This window comes from Pseudomonas sp. Seg1, assembly GCF_018326005.1.
Taxonomy (GTDB): Bacteria; Pseudomonadota; Gammaproteobacteria; order Pseudomonadales; family Pseudomonadaceae; genus Aquipseudomonas.
In genome coordinates, this window is the sequence record NZ_AP021903.1 from 6295643 (window position 1) to 6316793 (window position 21151).

Sequence of the window (21151 nt, forward strand, 5' to 3'; positions counted from 1 at the left end):
GGGTTAGGCTGCGCGTTCATTTCGCCAGCACCCAGACAATGCTCCAACAATTTCTGCATGACTTTGGCTACTTTGCCTTGTTCCTCGGCACGTTCTTCGAAGGCGAAACCATCCTGGTGCTCGCGGGCTTCCTTGCGTTCCGTGGCTACATGGACATCAACCTGGTGGTGGTCGTGGCGTTCTTCGGCAGCTATGCCGGCGATCAGCTGTGGTACTTCCTGGGCCGCAAGCACGGGCGCAAATTGCTCGCACGCAAACCGCGCTGGCAGCTGATGGGCGACCGCGCGCTGGAGCACATCCGCAAGCATCCGGACATCTGGGTTCTGAGCTTCCGCTTCGTTTATGGCTTGCGCACGGTGATGCCGGTGGCGATCGGCCTGTCGGGTTATCCGCCGGGACGTTATCTGCTGCTCAACGGGATTGGCGCGGCGATCTGGGCCACCGCACTGGCAGCCGCCGCTTATCACTTCGGCGCGGTGCTGGAAGGCATGCTCGGCAGTATCAAGAAATACGAGCTGTGGGTACTCGGGGCGTTGCTGGTACTGGGCGTTGGCCTGTGGCTGCGTCGTCGCTTCAAGAATGCCCGTCTGGCGAAACAGGTCTACGCCGACGAGCAAGCCGCGAAAGCCGCACAGCTGCACCAGGCTGAACAGGCCAAAGCCGCCGAACCTAAGACGCCAGCCGAGTAATTCGCTGGCGACAGCCATACAGCCCGATGCCGCTGAGCAGGCTGTAACCGAGCAGGCCGGCCCACACCAACGGGCTGGCCGGCCATAGCCCGACCAGCGGCGCCAGCCACACCAATGGCAGGTTCAACGCCAGCCGCAGCAGTTCTACCTTCAGCGCCCACGGGCGATTCTCCAGGGTTACGCCCAACCCAAACACACCGAACGCCACCGCGCCCCAGCCGAGCATCAACGCGGCGATCGGCAGGCTGTGTTCCAGATTCATCAAGTAACTGCCCAACGCGATATAGACGCAGAACTGCAGCGCCACGTACCACTGCTGGCGGCGCTCAAGCGGCACTTCGAATTTACGGAACCGGGTCAGATCCGGTTTGCTCATCGGGTACTTCGCCGCGACGTCCGCCGGCCGCCAACCCGTGCGCATGAACCAGATCCGCAGCTTGTCCCACCGACTCTCGGCCCGCCGCGCGTCATCCCACAACTGCGTATAAAACTGCAGATTGGCCCACAGCGGATTCCAGCTCGCCAGCGGCGTGGTCACGCCGAAAATCACCGGTTCGTTGTCGTCCTCTTCTTGATACGTGCCGAACAGCCGATCCCAAAGAATGAACACCCCGCCGTAGTTGCGATCCATGTAGAGAGCGTTCTGTGCATGGTGAGCCCGATGATTGGATGGCGTGACGAAGCACCACTCGAACCAGCCGAGTTTGGGAATGTGCTTGGTGTGCACCCAGAATTGATAAAGCAGGTTCAGCGCCGCGACGCTGACGAACACCAGCAGCGGCACGCCGAGCACGGCCATCGGCAGGTAAAAAATCCAGCCGAGCAGAAACCCGGTACTGGTCTGGCGCAACGCAGTGGAGAGGTTGTACTCCTCGCTCTGGTGATGCACCGAGTGCGCCGCCCAGAGGATGTTGCGCTCATGCCCCATGCGGTGCAGCCAGTAGTAGCAGAAGTCATAGAGGACGAAGGCAAACACCCAGACCCAGGAGCTATCCACCGGCAATCTGAACAGCGCCAGATGATCAAGGGCAAAGGCATAGGTCACCAGGCCCACGCCCTTGGTCAGCAAGCCCGTGGTAGTCGACAGCACTCCGGTGCTGATGCTGTTCACCGCGTCGGCCAGGCGATAGTTGCTCACCCCGCGCCAACGGTCGGCGATCAGTTCCACCGCGATCAACACCAGGAAAAACGGCACCGCATACAGAATGAAGTCCATGACGCGTCCTGACTGGAATACCAAGGACAGATCCTAGGTGTAGCCGCCCCTTAACCCTATGGCAACACGCGACAAATTAGTGGACATTTAGCGCCATGAATCTGGAGAGAAACCCATGAGCAAAAAAGTTGCAGTGATCCTGTCCGGCAGTGGCGTATACGACGGCGCCGAAATCCACGAGAGCGTCATCACCCTGCTGCGCCTCGATCAACGCGGCGCGCAGGTGCAGTGCTTCGCGCCGAACATCGCGCAATTGCATGTGATCAATCACCTGACCGGTGAAGAAATGCCCGAGTCGCGCAATGTGCTGGTGGAATCGGCACGCATCGCTCGCGGCAACATCAAGGACATCCGCGAGGCCGATGTCGACGACTTCGATGCGCTGATCGTGCCGGGCGGTTTTGGCGCAGCGAAAAACCTTTCAAACTTCGCCGTCGAGGGCGCTGGTTGCACCGTGCAGCCTGAGGTTCTGGCGTTGGCCGAAGCGTTCGCCGAAGCGGGCAAACCGGTCGGTCTGATGTGCATCTCGCCGGCACTCGCGGCAAAGATCTACGGCCCGGGCGTGACCTGCACCATCGGCAATGACGCCGACACCGCCACGGCGATGAACAAGATGGGCGCAACTCACGAAGACTGCGCGGTGACCGACATCGTCGAAGACAAGGCGCGCAAACTGGTGACTACCCCGGCGTACATGCTGGCGCAGAACATCAGCGAAGCGGCGTCGGGGATCAACAAACTCGTCGACCGCGTACTTGAACTGACCCACGAGAACGATGCCTGATTCTCCCGCACGATCGTTCCCACGCTCTGCGTGGGAATGCCGCCATAGGCGCTCCGCGCCTGCTCACTTCGGCGGTACATTTGCGGTGAGGCCGGAACGCGGAGCGTCCCAAGATGCGTTCCCACGCGGAGCATGGGAACGAGCGTTCGTAAGGCTCAGGGTTTGCGGGTCAGACGCGTGATGATCCAGTCCAGCGCATTGGCGAACGCCTGCTTCTCGCGATCGCCGAACGGTGCGGGGCCGCCACTCATCTGACCCTGCTCACGCAGATCGGTGAACAGGTTGCGCACGGCCAGGCGCTCGCCCATGTTCTGCGCATCGAACTCCTTGCCGCGCGGATCCAGCGCCGCCACGCCCTTCTTCACCAGCCGATCGGCCAGCGGGATATCGCTGCAGATCACCAGCTCACCAGGCACCGCGTGCTCGACCAGATAATCGTCCGCCGCATCCGGGCCGCTCGGCACCACGATCAGCTTGACGATGGCCAGCCCCGGTTTGGTCTGCGGCTGCCCGGCCACCAGCACCACCTCGAACTGGCGCTTGAGGGCGAACTTCACCACCAGATCCTTCGCCTGCCGAGGGCAGGCGTCGGCATCGATCCATACACGCATCATCTTTTCCTCTTCCCAAAAAGCATCGCGGGCAAGCCCGCTCCCACAGGTTACGCGCAAATCCTGTGGGAGCGGGCTTGCCCGCGAATGTGAGCGCAGCGAATGCGGTTAAGCGGTGACCCGCTTCTTCTCGGCCACCCAACTGCGCCCGTACAACACAACAATCGCCAGGATCGCCACAGCCTGCGCCGTCAGCGAATAGGCATCGGCGTGAATCCCCAGCCAATCGAACTCGAAGAACGCCACCGGCCGCGTGCCGAAGATTCCGGCTTCCTGCAACGCCTTCACGCCATGCCCGGCAAACACCACCGACAGCGCGCACAGCAGCGCGGCGTTGATGCTGAAGAACAGTGTCAGCGGTAGTTTCGCCGAACCGCGCAGGATCACCCACGCCAGACCGACCAGCAGCACCAGCGCCGTCGCCCCACCGGCGAGCACCGCGTCATGCCCGGCAGGACCGGCCTGCAGCCACAGGGTTTCGTAGAACAGGATCACTTCGAAGAGTTCGCGATAGACCGAGAAGAACGCCAGAATCGCAAAACCAAAACGCCCGCCGCCGCCCACCAGGCTGCTCTTGATGTAATCCTGCCAGGCCGCTGCGTGGCGACGGTCGTGCATCCACACGCCGAGCCACAACACCATCACACTGGCGAACAGCGCCGTCGCACCTTCCAGAAGCTCACGTTGCGAACCGCTGACGTCGATCACGTACGCCGCCAGCGCCCAAGTGCCGAGGCCGGCCAGCAACGCCAGGCCCCAACCGACGTTGACGCTGCGCACCGCCGATTGCTGACCGGTGTTGCGCAGGAACGCGAGGATCGCCGCCAGCACCAGAATCGCTTCCAGACCTTCACGCAGCAGAATCAGCAGGCCGGAAATGTAGCTCAGCGACCAGCTCAGGCCATCGCTGCCGAGCAACCCGGCGGACTCTTTGAGTTTGGCTTTCGCCGCGTCCAGACGTTGTTCGGCCTGCGCCACCGGCAGGCCGTCCTGCAACGACTGCCGGTAAGCCATCAACGACTTCTCGGTGTCCTTGCGCACGTTGGCGTCGACGTTATCCAGCGAACTTTCAACCAGTTCGAAACCTTCCAGATACGCCGCTACCGACAGGTCGTAGGCCTGATCGTGTTCTCCGGCGCGGTAAGCCGCGAGGCTCTTGTCCAGGGTTGCTGCGGTGTAGTCGAGCAACTGCGCCGGGCCGCGTTTGACCTGCGGCGGCTGTGCACGTTGGGCACGGAACGTCGCAGCGGCTTGCGGACCTTCGGCGGCCTGCACTTCGGCCGGCGTCTGGCGAGCCAGATCGGCGATGTTGTAGGTTTTCTCGGAGGTGGCCGCCGCGGCGTCGGCGCTGAAGCCGGCGATGTAGGTGGCCAGATCCCAACGCTGACGATCATCCAGTTGATCGGCAAACGCCGGCATGTCGGTGCCTTCGACGCCTTGGCCGAGGGTGTTGTAGATCGCGTACAGACTCAGGTGATCCAGACGCGCCGCGTCACGCAGATTGGCCGGCGCTGGCGTCATGCCCAGACCTGCCGGACCGTCGCCGGCGCCGCTGTCGCCGTGGCACACCGAGCAGTTTTGCGCATACAGCGGCGCGCCACGGGTCGGATCTGGGGTGATGATCGGCGCCTGGCTGACTTCATACGCCACGGCCAGTTGTGCGCCCAGTTGCCGGGCCTGACGGGCAACGTCGGCGCCGTCCTGCTTCGCCGTGATCGCCGCGTGCAGCGCTTCGATACCCTGCTCCAGCGCCGCTTTCTCGGGTTTGGCCGGCATGTCGGCGATCAAGCCTTGCAGCGCCTGAGTGAACTCGAGCTGCTCGCGATATTCGGAGTCGTCGACGACTTTGCCCGCCGCGACCGTCTGCGGGTAGTCGGCGCTGATGTAATCAAGCAGGTGCAGCGCTTGCGGTGCGCCTTCCACGGTATCGGCCAGCAGGTTGAAGCTGCTCAGGGCGCACAACGGAAACACCAGCCAGGCCAGAAATCGGGACGAGGCAGTCATGAAGAGGTCTCAAGTGGAAATGCGAAGTTACATATTGTTCACTTCGAACACGTTTCCCTCAAGCTTTGTCGGCGTTTCGGCGTTTTTAACGCGTGGGTGTGCTCAGGTTCCGGTAATGCTCGGTCATGAAATCAACGAACACTTTGACCTTCAGTGCGACATGTCGGGCATGCGGATACAGCGCGTAATAATGCCGCTGGCCGAGGGTGCAGTTGGGCAGGATCTGCACCAGCCGCCCGCTCAACAAGTCGTCCTGCACCGTGGCCCGGGTGAATGAGGCGATGCCGACACCGGCCAGCGCGGCAGCATGCAGTGAGCTGATCGAGTTCGCCTTGAAGTGACCTTGTGCCCTGAGCGGCGTGGTTGCTCCGCGCGCATCGGACAACAACCAGTCGCTGCCACCGGCAAACGCCAACAATTGATGCCCGGTCAACTCCCGGGCCTGACGCACCAGACCATGGCGCGCCACATAAGCCGGCGATGCCACCAGCAACATGTCCGAGACCGTGAGCAATCGCGCCACCAATGACGAGTCCGCCAGTGGCCCGCAAATGCGCAGCGCAACATCGAAACCTTCGGCAATCAGATCGACGAAGCGGTCGTCGCAGGACAGATCGACGTCAATGTCGGGGTAACGCTGCTGAAACGCCGGGAGCCAGTTCGCCAGCTCCAGCGTGCCGATCACCATCGGTGCGCTGATACGCAGGACGCCGCTGGGACTTTCATGGGCCTGACCGACTGCGATGGCGGCTTGATCCAGTCGATCAAGAATGTCCACGCACGCGGCGTAATACTGCTGCCCGGCGGTGGTCAAGCTGAAGCGCCGGGTGTTGCGGTTGATCAACCGCGTGCCGAGCTCGGTTTCCAACTGCTGCAATTGCCGGGAAACGGTCGAGTGCGTGGTGTCGAGTCGCTCGGCGGCGGCGCTGAAGCCGCGACACTCGACGATGCAACGAAACGCACGCATGGCCAGCAGTTGATTCATTGAAGTCCCGGACTCAGTGAAAGACAGGTGGCCAAGGCTAGCTCAATCCACTCGGCCATCCCACCTGTAACCGTTGCAGGGCACGAAGTGTCGGCGCAAAACAGAGCAGCATATGGCCACTACTCACCTCTATACTGCGTCGACTTGTCGTTTTTCTGCTCAAGGATGACCCCTTCCAATGCGCCAATGCCTGTTGCTGCCCCTCATGATCGCGACCCTTGTGCAACTGGCGGGATGCGGCGCTTACCGCAATTACGACCTGGAACTGCAACAGACCACCGACCAGCTCAAGTCCGGCAACGTCGACGCCTCACTCGCACTGATCGAAGCGCACAACCCCGATGCCGAAAAGGATTTGCTCTATTACCTGGAGAAAGGTGCAGTCCTCAGTGCCGGCGGTGAGCTGCCGCAGAGTCAGGTGGCGTGGCGCAGTGCCGAACAGATGATCATTCAGCGTCAGGACACTATCGAAACCACCGGCGATAAATTGCTCGCCGCGATGGGCGATCACTGGGGCGGCATCATCAACGACAAGATTCGCCGTTACGATGGCTACGACTACGAAAAGGTCATGCTGACCACGCAAATGGCCCTCAACCAGTTGTCCGCGAATGACTTCGACGGCGCCCGGGCCGACATCAAGAAAACCCATGAGCGGGAAACGCTGATCGCCCGTCAGCGAGAACTGGAATACGAACGCGTCGAAGCAGCGGCCAAGGCTCAGGGCGCGCGCGTGCACTACAAGGATCTGCAAGGTTACCCGGTAGTCATGCTCGATTCGCCCGCCGTCATTGCGTTGAAAAACGGTTATCAGAGTGCGTTCAGCCACTATCTCGCCGGGTTCACCTACGAAGCGCTGGGTGAAAAGGATCTCGCGGCACCGGGTTATCGTCAGGCCATTGAGCTGCGCCCGGACATGGCGTTTTTCCAGCAAGCATTACGCGACCTCGACAGCCCCGGACTCAAAGCCGACGAAAGCGACGTGCTGATCATCGTGCAAAGTGGCCTGGCGCCCGCGCGCAGTTCGGTGCGTGTGCCCTACCCGGTGAAGCTGGCGGACGGGCAAGTCATCGTTGCCAATATCTCCTTCCCGGTGATGGTGCCCGACACCTCCACCCAGCCAATCAGCCAGGTCAGCATCGACGGGCGCCAGAAAAAGCTGATCGCGGTCAACAACATCACTGACATGTCCTTGCGGACGTTGCGTGACGATATGCCGGGGATTATTCAGCGCACCACCTACCGGGCATTCCTCGCAGCAGACGTTCAGGGCACCGACAATCGCCGCGATCCGAGCAAGGCCTCATACGTGACTCACTGGGATGGTTTCGAGCAGGCCGATACACGCACTTGGCGCACCCTGCCCAATCTCACACAGGTCGCGCGTTTGCGCCTGAAAAAGGGCGATCACCTGATCAGCCTGCCGAATGCCACTGCGCCGCTGAAAATCCGTATCGATCAGAACCGTCAGATGATTGGCCTGCGCGTGCTGGGAGACCGTATCTTCGCGAATGGCAGCGCTTTTCAGCCCGGTGCTTCTGCGGTCAACCGCGTATCCGGCCTGAAATAACTAATGGCACGAAACTAACAAATGCAATTAAAAAGCTATTACATAGCCAGCACCGCCCGCCTATAATGCCGCGCCCTCGCTATTGCGAAACGGCATTAAAGCTCCTCTGGTTATGAGGAATTGGCAGGAGGCCAACGCCACTGTCGATGGGTCACACCAGCCCGACCAGCATCCGCGGCTGTAGTTACTCCAGGGAAGAAGTACCCCCATGGCATTCCGCGCTCCCACTCTGATCGCGCTCAGCGCCGTCACTCTGCTGTCCGGCTGTTCGGCGTTTCGCAACTACGACTCCGAACTGGCACAGACCAACCAGCAACTGGCCTCCGGCAACGTCGACGCCGCGCTGACCTTGCTGGAAAAGAACAACACCGGCCCTGACAAAGACCTGCTCTATTACTTCGAGAAAGGTGAACTGCTGCGCGCCAAGGGCGACCTGTCCGGCAGCCAGAACGCCTGGACCAGCGCCGATGTAGTGGTCGGTCAGTGGGAAGATTCGGTCAAGCTCGACACCGGCAAATACCTCGCTCAGTTCGGCAGCTTCGTCGTCAACGACAAGGTTCGCCGCTACGAAGGTTACGACTACGAAAAAGTCATGCTGACCACGCAGATGGCCCTGAACCTGCTGGCGGTGAATGACTTCGACGGCGCACGCACCGCGATCAAGAAGACTCACGAACGCGAAGCGGTGATCGCCGACCTGCGTGACAAGGAATACCTCAAGAGCGAGGAAGAGGCCGAGAAAGAAGGCATCAAGACTCAATACAAGGACCTGCAGGGCTATCCGGTCGCCAGCCTCGACGCGCCGGAAGTGGTCAGCCTGAAAAACAGCTACCAGAGTGCGTTCAGCCATTACCTGGCCGGCTTCGTCTATGAAGCCCTCGGTGAAAAAGATCTGGCTGCGCCGGGCTACCGCAAGGCAGCCGAACTGCGCCCGAACACGCCGCTGCTGGAACAGGCGCTGGTCAACCTCGACAAGCCGAGCAAAAGCGACGACAGCGACATCCTGATCGTCGTGCAAAGCGGCCTGGCGCCGTCCCGTGATTCGATTCGGGTGCCGCTGCCGTTGCCGATCTCCAACAACGTGGTGATCACCCCGCTGTCGTTCCCGATCATCAAGGCTGACACCTCCACCGCGCCATTCGCGCAGATCGGTGTCGACGGCCAGCAGGTCAATCTGACCGCCCTCAACAGCACCACCGCCATGTCCCGCCGCGCCTTGCGCGATGACATGCCGGGGATCATCGTGCGCACCACCGTGCGCGCGATCACCAAAGGCGTAGCGCAGAAGAAGATCAACGAAACCAACCCGCTGGCAGGTCTCGCGGTCGGTATTTCTTCAGCCGTGCTCGAAGGTGCCGATACCCGTACGTGGCGCACCCTGCCGGACAACACCCAAGTGGTGCGTCTGCGCCTGAAAAAGGGTGAGCATCAGGTTACCCTGCCGAGCGCCGTGGGCGGTTCGGTGGTCAAGGTCACCGTTGACCAGCGCTATCAAGTGATCAGCCTGCGTGCCGTCGGCAATCAGGTGTTCGCTGGCGGTCTCGCCGCCCATGTCATCCCGAGCGCCGGCGCGACCAACGTGGCCAGCCTCAAACAACCTTAAGAACGGAGTCTTTGCATGCGCTTCAAACTCATCGCCGTCGCCGCCCTCGCCTTGCTGGCGAGCGGCTGCGCCACCCCGCCGCCACCTGAGCCGGGCAGCGCCGCGAGCAAAGTCGTGGCCATGGGGCCGCAGAAACACATCGTCGTCGGCGCCATGCGCGTCGCCCGCGAAAACGGTTTCATGACCGTCAACGTGCAGTTGAGCAACACCCTCAACAGCAACAAGACGTTCTACTACCGCTTCGCCTGGCTCGGCCCGGAAGGTTTCCCGATTGCCGAGGAAGAAGTCTGGAAGAGCCAGATGATGTATGGCGCCCAGACCAGCTTCATCCAGGGCATCGCCCCGACCCCGAAAGCCGTGGACTTCCGTCTGGAACTCAAGACGCCGTAAGCCCGCCACCCTATTTCTGATTTAGAGAACACTGCCATGTTTGTACGCTTTTCCTGCATCGCCGTTATCGCCCTGCTGGCCTCCGGCTGCGCCAACACCTCGCCGACCCTGGGCAGCAAGAACATCAGCTACGGCGACACCAAAGCGGTTGAAACCGTGACCAACGAATTCGGTTCGACCGACCTGCAAATGATCGCCGAGTCGATGACCCGCTCGCTGGCTCAGTCCGGCATTCTGCAGAACCGTCCTGTGGTTCAGGTCTACGACGTGAAAAACAAGACCAGCGAGTACATCGATACCCGCGAAATCACCACCAGCATCAAGACCCAGCTGATGAAAACCGGCGTTGCGCGTTTTGCCAGCGACAACAATGCGATGCAGAGCCAGGTTGACCAGCTGAAGCTGCAAAACCAGAGCGGTCTGTACAAGAAGAGCACCGTGGCCAAGACCGGCAACATGGTGGCTGCCAAGTACCGCATCGAAGGCTCGATCAGCTCGATCGTCAAGCGCAGCAGCGATTACAAAGACGTCTTCTACAAATTCAGCCTGCAATTGATTGACGTGGAAAGCGGTCTGGCCGAGTGGATGGACGAAAAAGAGATCCGCAAAACCACGGAGCGTTAATCGATGCGCGCATGGATTGGCATGATGGCCCTGGCTTGCGCGTTTGGCGCGCAAGCGGCCCCGAAAGTCGCGGTGACGGATCTGGCGTACCAGGAGCGTGTGGAGCAATACATCCACATCGTTTCGGCCCAGAGCAATCATCGCGAGAGTTACTACAGCGCCAGCGGTTCTTCGAGCTACAACGAGATCGAAGCGACCACCAGCTACATCGAACAGGGCGAGCTGCGCAAATTCACCGGCGACATCAAGGGTGAAATTCTGCGTACCGGCATGTTTCAGCTGGTGCAGGGCACGCCGTACACCGCGTCGTCCAAGGGCGATGTCTATGACGTGATCAAACGCATCAAGGCCGGCAACTTCAAAGGCGCCGACTACGTACTGTTTGGCACGGTGTCGGACATCGACTTCACCCAGGACATGAACGAGCTGGCGCACACCGACAGCTATTCGGCGGTACTGGGCCTGACGCTGGTGGCGGATTTCAGCCTGATCAACACCAAGACCTTCGAAATCACTTCGGCCTTCACGGCAATGGGTGAAGCGCAGGACACCAAACTGGTGAACGGCCGCGACATCAAGATCTCGCTGAACCGCCCACGGGTGGTGCGTGAAGTGTCGAAGGCGCTGGGCGAAGACGTCGCCGGGCAACTGAGCCAACAGCTCGGTGGTGGCGGCTACGAGCAGCCGCGTGAAGCGCCGCAGCGCAACAATCTGCCGCGTGATACTGCGCCGGTGATCTTGCGCTGATTGATTTGGAGAAATGCTTTCCTGTGGCGAGGGGATTTATCCCCGTTGGGCTGCGAAGCGGCCCTTTCTTTTAAGATCAAGAGGGCCCGCTGCGCGAGCCAACGGGGATAAATCCCCTCGCCACAAAAGCTCACTCCAGAAAGGGCAATAAAAAAGGCGACCTCACGAGGTCGCCTTTTTTCTGGCCGGGGCTTTTAGACCGCCGCTTTACGCAATGTCGCCATAAACGCCGCCGCGCCAATGAACAAACCGGCAAAGGTGCGGTTCATGCGTTTCTGCTGCGTTGGCGTGCGCAGCAGGCGCAGCACTTTCGACGCCAGTCCGGTGTAGCCGGCCATGACGACCAGGTCAACGGCGATCATGGTCACGCCGATCACCACGTACTGGATCAACAGCGGTGCATGCGGATTGATGAACTGCGGCAGCACCGCCAGCATGAACACCAGTGCCTTGGGGTTGCTGATGTTCACCAAAAAGCCACGGAACACCAGCGCCAGCGGCTTGCCGATTGGCCGTACTGCCGCGTCATCGCTCATGTCCATGGGCAGTGCGCGCCATTGCTTGATCGCCAGATACACCAGATAGGCCACGCCGAACCATTTGATCGCATGAAACGCGGTGGCCGAAGCAGTGAGAATCGCGCCGACACCGGCACCAACAATTGCAATCTGCACCGCGAGGCCGATTTGCAGGCCCAGGGCGTTCCAGTAGCCACGCCAAAAGCCGTATTGCAGACCGCTGGACATCGACGCAATAGCGCCGGCGCCCGGAGAAAGACTGATCACCCAGCAGGCGGCGAAAAACGCCAGCCATGTTTGAAGCTCCATCGCACACCTCGACTCTGAATCGTCACAGACGTCCAAGCTAATGCGGTTTGGAATGGTTGACCATTAATTTTTTGCAGGATGGTGCAGCAATCACGGCTGGTGGACCTTTTCGCGAGCAGGCTCGCTCCCACAGGGAAACGCATTTCAAATGTGGGAGCGAGCCTGCTCGCGAAAGCGTCAGAACAGACGCCCCGAAATCTACTTCTCGAAGCCGCTCGACGGAAACACATCCGTCCCGCGCCAACGCCGCACCGAGCGCTGGAAGAACAAACTGTTCGGCACCTGCACCATCGCGCTACCGGTGCCCAGTTCCTCAGCCTCGATCAGCGTGGTGTAGAGCAGATTGATCGCCACCACTCGCCCCTTCACACCGGGCTTGTCCGTGGTGTCGACCAACTCGACGATATCCCCCAGGCGAAACGGCCCGACGGTGAAGATCAGAATCGCGCAGAGCAGGTTCGACAGCACACTCCACATCGCGAAGAACGCCACCGCCGCCACGGCAACAAAACCGGACAACGCCGTCCACAACACCGTGGCCGAAACACCGAGGCGCTCGAGCACAAAAATCACCGCACTGCCCATGATCAGCCAGCGCAGCACGCCTCGCAGTGGCATCAGCAACTGCGGCGGGAACGGATAACGCTCACCCAGACGGGTCAGGCATTTGGCGACAAAGCGCTGGGCAATGTAACCGGCCAACAGAATCAGCAGAATCTGTACGCCGAGCCAGATCGGCTCGACCCACATCGCCGGCAGCGGCAGCTTGAACGCTTCCATCAGGACAGCGCCTCCAGCTCCGCCTGCATGCTTTCCAGCGTTTCCAGGGCTTGCATCCACGCCTCTTCCAGTTCGCCTTCGCGAACCTTCAGCTTGGCCTGCTCGGCCAGCAGATCACGCAATTCGTTCTTGCGCGCCGGCTCGTAGATGTCGCTGTCGCCGAGGCTGGCGTCGACCTTGGCGAGTTTCTCGTGGAGCTTGCCCAGTTCGGCTTCCAGCTTGTCGGCTTCGCGCTTGTGCGGCGCCAATTGCTGACGCAACGCAGCAGCAGCCTGACGCTGCGCCTTCTTGTCGGTCTTGTCCGGATTGACCGGGGTGTTGCTGACCGGCGCGTTGCGCTGACGGTATTCGACCAGCCAGCGCGCATAGTCTTCGAGGTCGCCATCGAACTCTTCAACCTTGCCGTCAGCGACCAGGTAGAAGTTATCGGTGGTGCTCTTGAGCAAGTGACGATCGTGAGACACCACCAGTACCGCACCGCTGAATTCCTGCAGCGCCATGGTCAGCGCCAGGCGCATTTCCAGATCGAGGTGGTTGGTCGGTTCGTCGAGCAGCAGCAGGTTCGGCCGTTCCCAGGCGATCAATGCCAAGGCCAGTCGCGCCTTTTCACCACCGGAGAAATTCAGCACCGGCTCATCAATGCGCGCGCCACGGAAGTCGAAACCGCCGAGGAAGTCGCGCAGGGTCTGCTCACGTTCGGTTGGCGCCAAGCGCTGCAAGTGCAGCAGCGGACTGGCTTTGGCGTCCAGCGAGTCCAACTGATGTTGGGCGAAGTAGCCGACCACGGTGTTCTCGCCACGGGTCAGGCGCCCGGCGATCGGTGACAGCTCGCCGGCGAGGTTCTTGATCAGCGTCGATTTACCCGCGCCATTCGGACCAAGCAGGCCGATCCGCGCACCTGGGGTCAGTTGCAGCTTGACCTTCTCCAGGATGGTTTTATCGCCGTAGCCGAGACGTGCATCGGACAAGTCGATCAGCGGGCTGGAGATCTTGGTCGACTCGCGGAACACAAAGTCGAACGGCGAATCGACGTGGGCCGCCGACAGCTCTTCCATACGCTCCAGCGCCTTGATCCGGCTCTGCGCCTGACGGGCCTTGGTGGCCTGGGCCTTGAAGCGGGCGATGTAGCTTTCCATGTGCGCACGTTGCGCCTGCTGCTTCTCGTAAGCCTGTTGTTGCTGGGCCAGACGCTCGGCACGGGCGCGTTCGAACGCGGTGTAGCCGCCGCGATACAAAGTGATTTTGCGCTGATCGACATGGGCGACGTGATCGACGACTTCGTCGAGGAAATCACGGTCGTGGGAAATCAGCAGCAAGGTGCCCGGGTAGCTTTTCAGCCACTCTTCGAGCCAGATGATCGCGTCGAGGTCCAGGTGGTTGGTCGGTTCGTCGAGCAACAACAGGTCCGATGGGCACATCAAGGCCTGCGCCAGATTCAGGCGCATCCGCCAGCCACCGGAGAAATCGCCGACCTGACGATCCATCTGCTCGTTGGTGAAACCCAGACCGGCGAGCAACTTGCGCGCTCGCGCATCGGCGGTGTAACCGTCGGCGCTGTCGAGCTCGGCGTGCAGACGGGCCTGAGCGGCACCGTCATGCGCTGCTTCGGCGGCCGCGAGGTCACGTTGCACCTCGCGTAGACGCAGGTCGCCGTCGAGCACATAGTCGACGGCAAGACGCTCGAGCGTCTCGATCTCCTGGCGCATGTGAGCGATGCGCCAGTCGGCCGGCAAATAGCAGTCACCCGAATCAGGGTGCAGCTCACCCCGAATCAAGGCGAACAGGCTGGATTTGCCGGCGCCGTTGGCACCGATGAGGCCGGCTTTGTGGCCGGCGTGCAGGGTCAGCTCGGCGTCTTCTAGCAGACGTTGCGGGCCACGCTGTAAAGTCAGGTTCTGAAGTCGGATCATAATGGCGGCGGAGTCTACCAGCTTCGCTCACAACTGGCGCGAGTAGCACGATGTCCTCTGACCTGTGGAGCTTTTCCCTTGCCACTTACGCCCGCCCGGGCGTGGAAGACGCCTGCCTGCAACTGCAAACGGCGGGGGCCAATGTGTGTCTGCTGTTGTGCGGTTTATGGCTGGAGCAACGCGGGGTGACGTGCGATGAACAACGCGTACGGCTGCTTCAGGCGTTGACCGAGCCTTGGGATGTCGAGGTGGTGCAGCCGCTGCGAGCAATGCGCATGCAATGGAAAGCGCGGGCGATTGATGATGCGGTGCTGAAAGGCATGCGCGAGCAGATCAAATCACTAGAGCTTGAGGCTGAGCGAGCGTTGCTGTCACGGCTTGAGGGTCTGGCGCAGGAGTGGACGCGAAACGGCGCAGGTTCCAACACCTGGCTGGAAGACTTGGCCGGTGCGACGGCCAGTCCGAACCGCGACGCGCTGCAAGTGCTGCGCGTCGCGGCAACCGGCACTTAGGAAGCGCTGGTCGGGTTGCTGGTGACGCTCGACACGGCGGCTGGCGTTGGCGCAGTCGAAGGGGTCGAGGTAGAGGCGGCAGGTGCCGGTGCAGCCGGAGTTGCCGGCGTGGCAGGCTTGGCCGTTGGCGCGGTTGCCGGTTTGGCGGCGGCTGGTTTGGCAGCGGCTGGCTTTTTCACGGCTGGTTTTGCGGCTGGCTTGGCAGCTGGTTTAGCAGCAGCAGGCTTGGCGGCAGCAGTCGCTGGCTTGGCAGCGGCGGCCGGTTTCGCGGCAGGCTTGGTTGCCGGTTTGGCGGCGGCTTTCACGGCTGGTTTGGCAGCCGGCTTGGCAGGCGCTTTTGCAGCTGGTTTGGCTGCAACCGGTTTGGCAGCAGTCTTGGCGGCTGGTTTGGCAGCGGCGGGTTTAGCAGCAGGTTTTGCCGCTGGTTTTGCCGAAGCTTTGGCAGCGGGTTTAGCGGCAGGTTTGGCGGCTGCGGTTTTCGCTGGAGCTGCTTTGGCAGCGGCTGGTTTTGCAGCAGGTTTTGCTGCGGCAGGTTTGGCAGCTGGCTTGGCGGCCGCTGGTTTTGCAGCGGTGGTTTTAACCGCCGGTTTTGCAGCACTCGCGGCAGCCGGTTTTTTCGCTGCAGGTTTTGCAGCGGTTTTGGCAGCAGGTTTGGCAGCCGCTTTCACCGGTGCTTTGGCCGCAGGTTTGGCTGCAGTTTTAGCAGCCGGTTTGGCCGCTGCGGTTTTCGCCGGGGCTTTGGCCGCAGCAGGTTTTGCAGCTGCTTTCTTCGCTGGTGCCGCTGCCGGTTTGGCTGCGCGAGTGGACAATACTTTACCCACGGCTTCTTGAACGCGACCAACACCCTGGGCCAGTTTCAGGCTTTCCTGGGCGTCGCGCTTGAGTTGCAGAATGTAGCTGCGAGTGTCGGACTGACGATCCTTCAACGCATCGAGCAGGTCTTCCAGTTCTTTCACTGCGCCTTTGGCCTTGGTCTGCGCCTTGGCTTTACCGGCGGCCGCTGCGTCCTGCAATTTGGTGCGGGATTTGTGCAGTTTTTCTTGCGCCTTGCCGCGTTGCTTTTCCAGTTTGGCGAGCAGTTTTTCAGCATCAGCCAAGGCTTGGGAGCAAGCGTTTTCCAGATGCTCGAGCAAGCTGCCCGAGAGTTGTTGGAGTAAGTGCAACGGAGTATTTACAGGCTTCTTGGTGGCCGACATGGTTTACCTCCTGGCTGACGTGAGTGCGGCTCATACTAGACCTCTGCAGTTACCGCCGCTAGGTCATCTTGACAGTATCGAAACGGTTGCGTTGCAACGAAGTGAAAATGTTCTGCACGAAGTCAAAAGCAGTTCACCGTTGCAGACGTTCGCGCTGGCATAATCCTCCGCATCTCAGGACGGAGAGTGCCCATGTCGCGCTACCTTTTTTTATCCCTCTGCATGATCTTTTCGGCCGCCCACGCTGACGAAAAAACCACCGCGAACGATGCACATGATCTGGCTTACAGCCTTGGTGCAAGTCTGGGTGAACGGCTGCGCCAAGAGGTTCCGCAGTTACAGATCCAGGCACTGATTGATGGTTTGCAACAGGCCTATCAAGGCAAGCCACTGGCGCTGAGCGAGGCACGTATCGAGCAGATTCTGGCCGATCATGAAGCGCAAAATGCCGAGCACTCCGCACAGCCTTCGAGCGACGCCGCGATGGAAAACGAACAGCGTTTTCTGACCGCTGAAAAAGCCAAACCGGGCGTCAAGGAACTGGCCGACGGCATCCTTCTGACCGAACTGGTACCGGGCACTGGCGCCAAAGCCGGGCCGGATGGAAAAGTGCAGGTGTTGTACATCGGTCGGTTGCCCGACGGCACGGTGTTCGATCAGAACACTCAGCCGCAATGGTTCAATCTCGACAGCGTGATTGCCGGCTGGCGTACAGCCCTGCAAAACATGCCGGTGGGTGCGAAATGGCGGCTGGTGATTCCATCGGATCAGGCCTATGGCGCCGACGGTGCCGGGGACTTGATTGCACCGTTTACACCACTGGTATTTGAAGTGGAGTTGCGTGGCGCGACGAGTTGAGCAGGCAATAAAAAACGGTGCGCTTTGGGCGCACCGTTTTTTTGATCAGAAAAAAGGATCAGGCCTGCACCGGATCTTCTTCCTTGTGTGCTGTGTGCAGCACTTCAATCAGGCAATCTTCCAGTTCGAAGCGTTCGTGAAGCAGGCCACCGAGCTCCTTGAATTTCTCGGCAACGCATTTGCCTTCATCGCAAAGGTCATTGAAGGCGAGCAGCTTCTCGGTGATGACGTCGATACGCGGATAGATCGTCTCGGCGAGCTCCAGGCCACGCTTGTCGTTGAACGCCTTGGCTTCGCCAGTCAGCTGTTCGTAGATTTCGAAGTGCCCGGCCGAAACGTAATCGACCAGCACGCCGCAGAACTCCTGCAAGGGTTTGCGGTTCTCGGACAACGCCTGAGGTTGTGCACCGAGGTTGTCGTAGGCGCCGATCAGCTCTTCACGCTCTTGCAACCAGCGGTCGATCAGCAGATGAACCCCACCCCAACGTTCCTGAGCATTCTGACAACTTTCGAGCATGGCGATCTCTCTTCCCTTGTGGGTCATGCTGCTCTACACCCGCGCCCTCTCTTTTTGGCTTGGGGGCGATCGGGCAGAGCGTCATCGAGCAACATAAATCCAATGACACGTGCGGGCCAGATTATGCCCGCACGCTTATGGCTTCAAGGTACGCAGGAGATAAAGTTCATACAAGTGTTTAATCCCGCAGCGGCGCCCGGTGCGACGCTTCGCCGCTGAGCGGTCGCTGCAAGGCGTTCCAGAGCAGGCGCAACAATTGATACACGGCAAGAATCGACACCGCGACAAAGAACAACAGGCTCCACTCCGGGATGCTCAGATCGAACAGCGTCCAGGAGATTTCGGCGCAATCGGCACCACCGTCAAACATCTTTTGCAACGCACAGATCCAGGGCAGCCCGCTAAACAGCGTCTGCGGATCCGGGGTACATCTGATCAATTGCAGCACCGGATCACTCTGGATCAACACTTGCCGCCAGGCTGCGGTGGTGCCACCCAGACTCGCGCCCAGCGCGAGTAGCCAGTAAAGCCACAAGCCGCCACGACCGGGGCCGTGCACCGCCGCCAGACCGCAGGATGCGCACAGCAACGTCAGGAACAGCCGCTGCACCAGGCACAAACTGCACGGCGTCAGGCCGACCACGTATTCAAGATAATAGGAAGCTCCCAGAGCAAAGGCACCCGCAGTGAAAACCATGAAGAACAAGGAGCGTGAGCAGGCCAACGACATGGCTTTTCCGTAACTTTAGAGACAGGCGGTTACGGTAGAGGAAAGCGTGTCAGCCTTTCAAGGCAAGGCCCTGCCGACAGTTCACCAGAGGTGTAGGGAAAACCCGACAGGTTCAGGAGGAAAAGGTGTAGCACGCTGTAGGACTTCGCCCCAGACACCCAAGGAAGGTGAATTTTCGTGCATCAAGGATGAACGAGGGAGCAATCTCCCTCGTGACTTCAGACGCGAGCCGGGACTGGCAACGGTGCTGCCAGCAAGCGCTCATCCAGCAAGCCGAGACCTTCCTGGAACAACTGATTGCTGCGCTCGGTATCACCCAATTGAGCGAGCAAACGTGCCAGCTCTGCACAGGCTTCCGGATTACGCTGCACGCGCAGACTGCTTTCCAGATAATCCCGTGCCTTGCCCCACAGACTGGTTTGCAGACACAGACGCCCCAGGGTCAGCAGCAGGCTCGGATCATTCGGATGATCCTTGAGCCAGCCTTCAGCGGTCTGCAATTGACGCGCCGGATCACTGCCTCGCACCAGGCCATACAGACGCGCCAGATGGCTGTCGTACCTGCGCTTGAGTGCCGTGCGCAGCACTTCTTCCGCCTGCACTTGCGCGCCCAACTGACGCAGCTGTTCGGCATAGGCCAGCACCAGCGGCGGTTCCTGACGTTGCGCCGAAGTGAGTTGTTGCCAAGCCCGATCAAGCGACTGCACGCCCACCGAGCCATCCTCCTCGCGCTGCGCCGCCAGCGACAGGTTTTCACCCCAGGCGCGGCGCTCAAGCTCAGCCAGTTCAGTGGCCGGCAAGACCTTGTCCTTGCGCAGTTCCGGCAATAGACGAATCACCGCCGACCAATCACCGCGCTGCTGATACAGACGGTGCAATTGGCGCAGCGTCTGCACATTGTGCGGATGGCGTTCATGCATGGCCTGCAATGTCACCAGCGCGCCGTCGGTATCGCCCCGGTCGGTCTGCAACTGTGCGTGGCTCAAGGCAATCGCCAACTCCGCCTGTGGCTGACGCTCCAGCGCACGCTCCAGCAGGTGATCGGATTCTTCGTAATTGCCTTGCTCGTTCGCCGCGCGGGCGGCGCCGAGGTAATACAGCAGCGGTTGGCGTTCGGCTTCGGCGGCCCGGTACAAATGACGCTGGGCGCTGGCCCAGCGACCTTCGGCCAGATCCAGTTGACCGTGTTCGATAGCCACTTGCACGCGCCGGCTGCGGTTGCGCCGCGACCATGGATTGACCACCCCGGTGGACGCCGTGACCAGCTCGACCAGGGCCTTGATGCCCCAGATCAGCAACCACAACACCGCGATCAGCGCCAACGTCGCCCACAGGCTCGACTCATAACGGAAGGACTTGTAGGCGACCAGCACGTAACCGGAATGCTCGGCAATCGCCAGGCCCAGCGCCGCCGTCGCCGCGATCACCAGAAACACGATCACATAGAGGCGTTTCATGGCGTGGCCTCCTGCGCAGTGTTGGCAGCAGGTTTGGCGAAGGGTTTCACCGACTCTTCGGCGTTGACGTTACGCCGCTCGAGGTAGGCCTGCACCGCACTCAAAGTGCCGGTCAGATCCGGAGTCTTGACCGTGACCGGTTCCTTGCTCAGCTCACCCACCTGTTCGAGCATCACTTTGCTTTGCGGATTGTCCGGATTGAAGTTGCCTTTGAGCACGTCACGCGCCTCGGTCAGCGCCTGGGTGTAGACCGCCGCCTGACCGTTGAGCGCCGCCCACTGTGCCTGCTCCAGCGCCAGGCTCAGGGCCAGACGCACCTGGCTCAGGCTCTGCCCGGCCAACAGCGGCTTCACATTCTTGTCGGCGTTGAAATCGATGCGAATGTAGCGAGAAACCTTGTCCCACCACTGCGCCCAGCGACTCGCGCCATCACCATCGGCGGTCAGGCCGAGCAGCGACTCGCCGCGATCCTTGTATTCCGGCGCCAGTTCGGTCAGGTCGATGACCTGATCACGCAGCGCGCCCAGACGCAGGAACAATCCGGTGCGATCCGGCTGCTCGGTGCTGCGCAGCGCGACCAGGGTTTTCGCCACTTGCTCACGGGCAGCGAAGGAACCGGGATCGTTCTGTTCTCGGAGGATTTCGTCGGCGCCCTGCACCAAGGCCTGGGCGCTGCTGATGTCCTGCAACGCCGAAAGACGCAGGCTGGCCAGACGCAGCAAGTGTTCGGCTTCGGCCAGACGCCAGTCCTTGCGGCTGGCGCCGAGGACAGTTTCCAGACGCTGATTGAGGCGCTGTTGATCGCCTTGAAGCTGCGTCACCAGACGCTGGCGTTCGGCGAGTTCGTCAGCCCCCGGCAACTGCGCGAGGCGCTCGGTCAGACGCTGCTCGTTGAGCTTCAGGCTTTGCGCCTGATCGTTCAACGCCTGCACCTGACCCGACTGCTGTTGGGTGTTGGTTTGCAGGTGACGCACCTGCCAGACTCCCCAGCCACCGATCGCAACACCGGCAGCACCGAGCAACAGGGCGACGATGGCCAGGCCATTGCCTCGGCGCGGCTCTTTGGCCGGCAGTGGAGTTTCAACCTGTGCATCAATCACCGGTTGGACGTCATCTTTTGGCAAGGCTGTTTCGCTCACGT

The 21151-nt window shown here is 60.9% G+C and carries 21 protein-coding genes; 9 read left to right on the forward strand and 12 right to left on the reverse strand.

Annotated elements, in window-relative coordinates:
* Positions 1–38 precede the first annotated feature (38 nt).
* Positions 39–689: a DedA family protein gene (locus tag KI231_RS28365; protein ID WP_103302528.1), complete on the forward strand. Its 651-nt coding sequence runs from the start codon at positions 39–41 to the stop codon at positions 687–689.
* Here KI231_RS28365 and KI231_RS28370 read toward each other — a convergent pair.
* On the reverse strand, positions 670–1905 hold the full coding sequence (locus tag KI231_RS28370) for a sterol desaturase family protein (RefSeq protein ID WP_213026922.1): 1236 nt from the start codon (positions 1903–1905) through the stop codon (positions 670–672). The genes KI231_RS28365 and KI231_RS28370 overlap by 20 nt on opposite strands.
* A 115-nt stretch (positions 1906–2020) precedes the next feature.
* Here KI231_RS28370 and elbB point away from each other — a divergent pair, with 115 nt between their 5' ends.
* Complete coding sequence (gene elbB, locus KI231_RS28375) at positions 2021–2689, forward strand: isoprenoid biosynthesis glyoxalase ElbB (protein WP_103302530.1); 669 nt, start codon at positions 2021–2023, stop codon at positions 2687–2689.
* 155 nt (positions 2690–2844) lie between these two features.
* Here the strand turns inward: elbB and KI231_RS28380 are convergent, their stop codons facing one another.
* From KI231_RS28380 to KI231_RS28390, 3 genes are all read right to left on the reverse strand, one after another.
* A complete protein-coding gene (locus tag KI231_RS28380) occupies positions 2845–3300 on the reverse strand; it encodes a YaiI/YqxD family protein (protein WP_213026923.1) in 456 nt (151 codons plus the stop codon).
* Positions 3301–3408: 108 nt separating this feature from the next.
* A complete protein-coding gene (locus KI231_RS28385) occupies positions 3409–5304 on the reverse strand; it encodes an FTR1 family protein (RefSeq protein ID WP_213026924.1) in 1896 nt (631 codons plus the stop codon).
* An 85-nt stretch (positions 5305–5389) separates the two neighbouring features.
* Entirely contained in the window at positions 5390–6289 is a 900-nt protein-coding gene (locus KI231_RS28390; protein ID WP_213026925.1) for a LysR family transcriptional regulator, read from the reverse strand.
* Between the two features lie 178 nt (positions 6290–6467).
* On the opposite strand from KI231_RS28390, the gene KI231_RS28395 reads away from it, so the two are divergent.
* From KI231_RS28395 to KI231_RS28415, 5 genes are all read left to right on the forward strand, one after another.
* Positions 6468–7859 carry a COG3014 family protein gene (locus KI231_RS28395; protein ID WP_213026926.1) on the forward strand — a complete coding sequence of 464 codons (1392 nt, stop codon included), beginning with the start codon at positions 6468–6470 and terminating at the stop codon, positions 7857–7859.
* A gap of 208 nt (positions 7860–8067) precedes the next feature.
* A complete protein-coding gene (locus KI231_RS28400; RefSeq protein WP_103302535.1) occupies positions 8068–9462 on the forward strand; it encodes a COG3014 family protein in 1395 nt (464 codons plus the stop codon).
* A gap of 15 nt (positions 9463–9477) precedes the next feature.
* Entirely contained in the window at positions 9478–9852 is a 375-nt protein-coding gene (locus tag KI231_RS28405) for a YcfL family putative periplasmic lipoprotein (protein WP_011336502.1), read from the forward strand.
* A gap of 36 nt (positions 9853–9888) precedes the next feature.
* Entirely contained in the window at positions 9889–10476 is a 588-nt protein-coding gene (gene lpoB / locus KI231_RS28410; protein WP_103302536.1) for a penicillin-binding protein activator LpoB, read from the forward strand.
* 3 nt (positions 10477–10479) lie between these two features.
* Positions 10480–11223 carry a penicillin-binding protein activator LpoB gene (locus tag KI231_RS28415; RefSeq protein WP_213026927.1) on the forward strand — a complete coding sequence of 248 codons (744 nt, stop codon included), beginning with the start codon at positions 10480–10482 and terminating at the stop codon, positions 11221–11223.
* Between the two features lie 194 nt (positions 11224–11417).
* Here the strand turns inward: KI231_RS28415 and KI231_RS28420 are convergent, their stop codons facing one another.
* The 3 genes from KI231_RS28420 to KI231_RS28430 form a co-directional block, all read right to left on the reverse strand.
* Complete coding sequence (locus KI231_RS28420; RefSeq protein WP_103302538.1) at positions 11418–12050, reverse strand: LysE family transporter; 633 nt, start codon at positions 12048–12050, stop codon at positions 11418–11420.
* A gap of 198 nt (positions 12051–12248) precedes the next feature.
* Complete coding sequence (locus KI231_RS28425) at positions 12249–12830, reverse strand: mechanosensitive ion channel family protein (protein ID WP_213026928.1); 582 nt, start codon at positions 12828–12830, stop codon at positions 12249–12251.
* On the reverse strand, positions 12830–14740 hold the full coding sequence (locus KI231_RS28430) for an ATP-binding cassette domain-containing protein (RefSeq protein WP_103302540.1): 1911 nt from the start codon (positions 14738–14740) through the stop codon (positions 12830–12832). The genes KI231_RS28425 and KI231_RS28430 overlap by 1 nt, the downstream gene beginning before the upstream one ends.
* 50 nt (positions 14741–14790) lie before the next feature.
* Here KI231_RS28430 and KI231_RS28435 point away from each other — a divergent pair, with 50 nt between their 5' ends.
* Positions 14791–15252 carry a TIGR02444 family protein gene (locus tag KI231_RS28435; RefSeq protein WP_213026929.1) on the forward strand — a complete coding sequence of 154 codons (462 nt, stop codon included), beginning with the start codon at positions 14791–14793 and terminating at the stop codon, positions 15250–15252.
* Here the strand turns inward: KI231_RS28435 and KI231_RS28440 are convergent.
* Positions 15249–16448 (reverse strand): AlgP family protein, encoded by a 1200-nt coding sequence (locus KI231_RS28440; RefSeq protein ID WP_213026930.1) that lies wholly within the window; start codon positions 16446–16448, stop codon positions 15249–15251. The two genes, KI231_RS28435 and KI231_RS28440, sit on opposite strands and share 4 nt — an antisense overlap.
* A 192-nt stretch (positions 16449–16640) precedes the next feature.
* On the opposite strand from KI231_RS28440, the gene KI231_RS28445 reads away from it, so the two are divergent.
* Positions 16641–17306, forward strand: coding sequence for an FKBP-type peptidyl-prolyl cis-trans isomerase (locus KI231_RS28445; RefSeq protein WP_103302543.1), 666 nt, complete (start codon positions 16641–16643; stop codon positions 17304–17306).
* A 58-nt stretch (positions 17307–17364) separates the two neighbouring features.
* Here KI231_RS28445 and rsd read toward each other — a convergent pair whose 3' ends face one another.
* The 4 genes from rsd to KI231_RS28465 all read right to left on the reverse strand — a co-directional run bounded on the left by rsd (position 17365) and on the right by KI231_RS28465 (position 21149).
* Complete coding sequence (gene rsd / locus KI231_RS28450) at positions 17365–17823, reverse strand: sigma D regulator (protein WP_103302544.1); 459 nt, start codon at positions 17821–17823, stop codon at positions 17365–17367.
* Positions 17824–18001: 178 nt separating this feature from the next.
* On the reverse strand, positions 18002–18553 hold the full coding sequence (locus KI231_RS28455; protein WP_103302545.1) for a disulfide bond formation protein B: 552 nt from the start codon (positions 18551–18553) through the stop codon (positions 18002–18004).
* A 218-nt stretch (positions 18554–18771) separates the two neighbouring features.
* Positions 18772–20010, reverse strand: coding sequence for a heme biosynthesis protein HemY (locus tag KI231_RS28460; RefSeq protein WP_213026931.1), 1239 nt, complete (start codon positions 20008–20010; stop codon positions 18772–18774).
* Positions 20007–21149 carry a uroporphyrinogen-III C-methyltransferase gene (locus tag KI231_RS28465; protein WP_103302547.1) on the reverse strand — a complete coding sequence of 381 codons (1143 nt, stop codon included), beginning with the start codon at positions 21147–21149 and terminating at the stop codon, positions 20007–20009. Before KI231_RS28465 ends, KI231_RS28460 begins: the two co-directional genes overlap by 4 nt.
* Between the last annotated feature and the right edge of the window lie 2 nt (positions 21150–21151).

What these genes read in the sequence shown, in the direction of transcription:
- KI231_RS28365 (WP_103302528.1), top strand. Translation starts at nt 39, where the DNA reads ATGCTCCAACAATTTCTGCATGACTTTGGCTACTTTGCCTTGTTCCTC.
- KI231_RS28370 (WP_213026922.1), bottom strand. Translation starts at nt 1,905, where the DNA reads ATGGACTTCATTCTGTATGCGGTGCCGTTTTTCCTGGTGTTGATCGCG.
- elbB (WP_103302530.1), top strand. Translation starts at nt 2,021, where the DNA reads ATGAGCAAAAAAGTTGCAGTGATCCTGTCCGGCAGTGGCGTATACGAC.
- KI231_RS28380 (WP_213026923.1), bottom strand. Translation starts at nt 3,300, where the DNA reads ATGCGTGTATGGATCGATGCCGACGCCTGCCCTCGGCAGGCGAAGGAT.
- KI231_RS28385 (WP_213026924.1), bottom strand. Translation starts at nt 5,304, where the DNA reads ATGACTGCCTCGTCCCGATTTCTGGCCTGGCTGGTGTTTCCGTTGTGC.
- KI231_RS28390 (WP_213026925.1), bottom strand. Translation starts at nt 6,289, where the DNA reads ATGAATCAACTGCTGGCCATGCGTGCGTTTCGTTGCATCGTCGAGTGT.
- KI231_RS28395 (WP_213026926.1), top strand. Translation starts at nt 6,468, where the DNA reads ATGCGCCAATGCCTGTTGCTGCCCCTCATGATCGCGACCCTTGTGCAA.
- KI231_RS28400 (WP_103302535.1), top strand. Translation starts at nt 8,068, where the DNA reads ATGGCATTCCGCGCTCCCACTCTGATCGCGCTCAGCGCCGTCACTCTG.
- KI231_RS28405 (WP_011336502.1), top strand. Translation starts at nt 9,478, where the DNA reads ATGCGCTTCAAACTCATCGCCGTCGCCGCCCTCGCCTTGCTGGCGAGC.
- lpoB (WP_103302536.1), top strand. Translation starts at nt 9,889, where the DNA reads ATGTTTGTACGCTTTTCCTGCATCGCCGTTATCGCCCTGCTGGCCTCC.
- KI231_RS28415 (WP_213026927.1), top strand. Translation starts at nt 10,480, where the DNA reads ATGCGCGCATGGATTGGCATGATGGCCCTGGCTTGCGCGTTTGGCGCG.
- KI231_RS28420 (WP_103302538.1), bottom strand. Translation starts at nt 12,050, where the DNA reads ATGGAGCTTCAAACATGGCTGGCGTTTTTCGCCGCCTGCTGGGTGATC.
- KI231_RS28425 (WP_213026928.1), bottom strand. Translation starts at nt 12,830, where the DNA reads ATGGAAGCGTTCAAGCTGCCGCTGCCGGCGATGTGGGTCGAGCCGATC.
- KI231_RS28430 (WP_103302540.1), bottom strand. Translation starts at nt 14,740, where the DNA reads ATGATCCGACTTCAGAACCTGACTTTACAGCGTGGCCCGCAACGTCTG.
- KI231_RS28435 (WP_213026929.1), top strand. Translation starts at nt 14,791, where the DNA reads ATGTCCTCTGACCTGTGGAGCTTTTCCCTTGCCACTTACGCCCGCCCG.
- KI231_RS28440 (WP_213026930.1), bottom strand. Translation starts at nt 16,448, where the DNA reads ATGTCGGCCACCAAGAAGCCTGTAAATACTCCGTTGCACTTACTCCAA.
- KI231_RS28445 (WP_103302543.1), top strand. Translation starts at nt 16,641, where the DNA reads ATGTCGCGCTACCTTTTTTTATCCCTCTGCATGATCTTTTCGGCCGCC.
- rsd (WP_103302544.1), bottom strand. Translation starts at nt 17,823, where the DNA reads ATGCTCGAAAGTTGTCAGAATGCTCAGGAACGTTGGGGTGGGGTTCAT.
- KI231_RS28455 (WP_103302545.1), bottom strand. Translation starts at nt 18,553, where the DNA reads ATGTCGTTGGCCTGCTCACGCTCCTTGTTCTTCATGGTTTTCACTGCG.
- KI231_RS28460 (WP_213026931.1), bottom strand. Translation starts at nt 20,010, where the DNA reads ATGAAACGCCTCTATGTGATCGTGTTTCTGGTGATCGCGGCGACGGCG.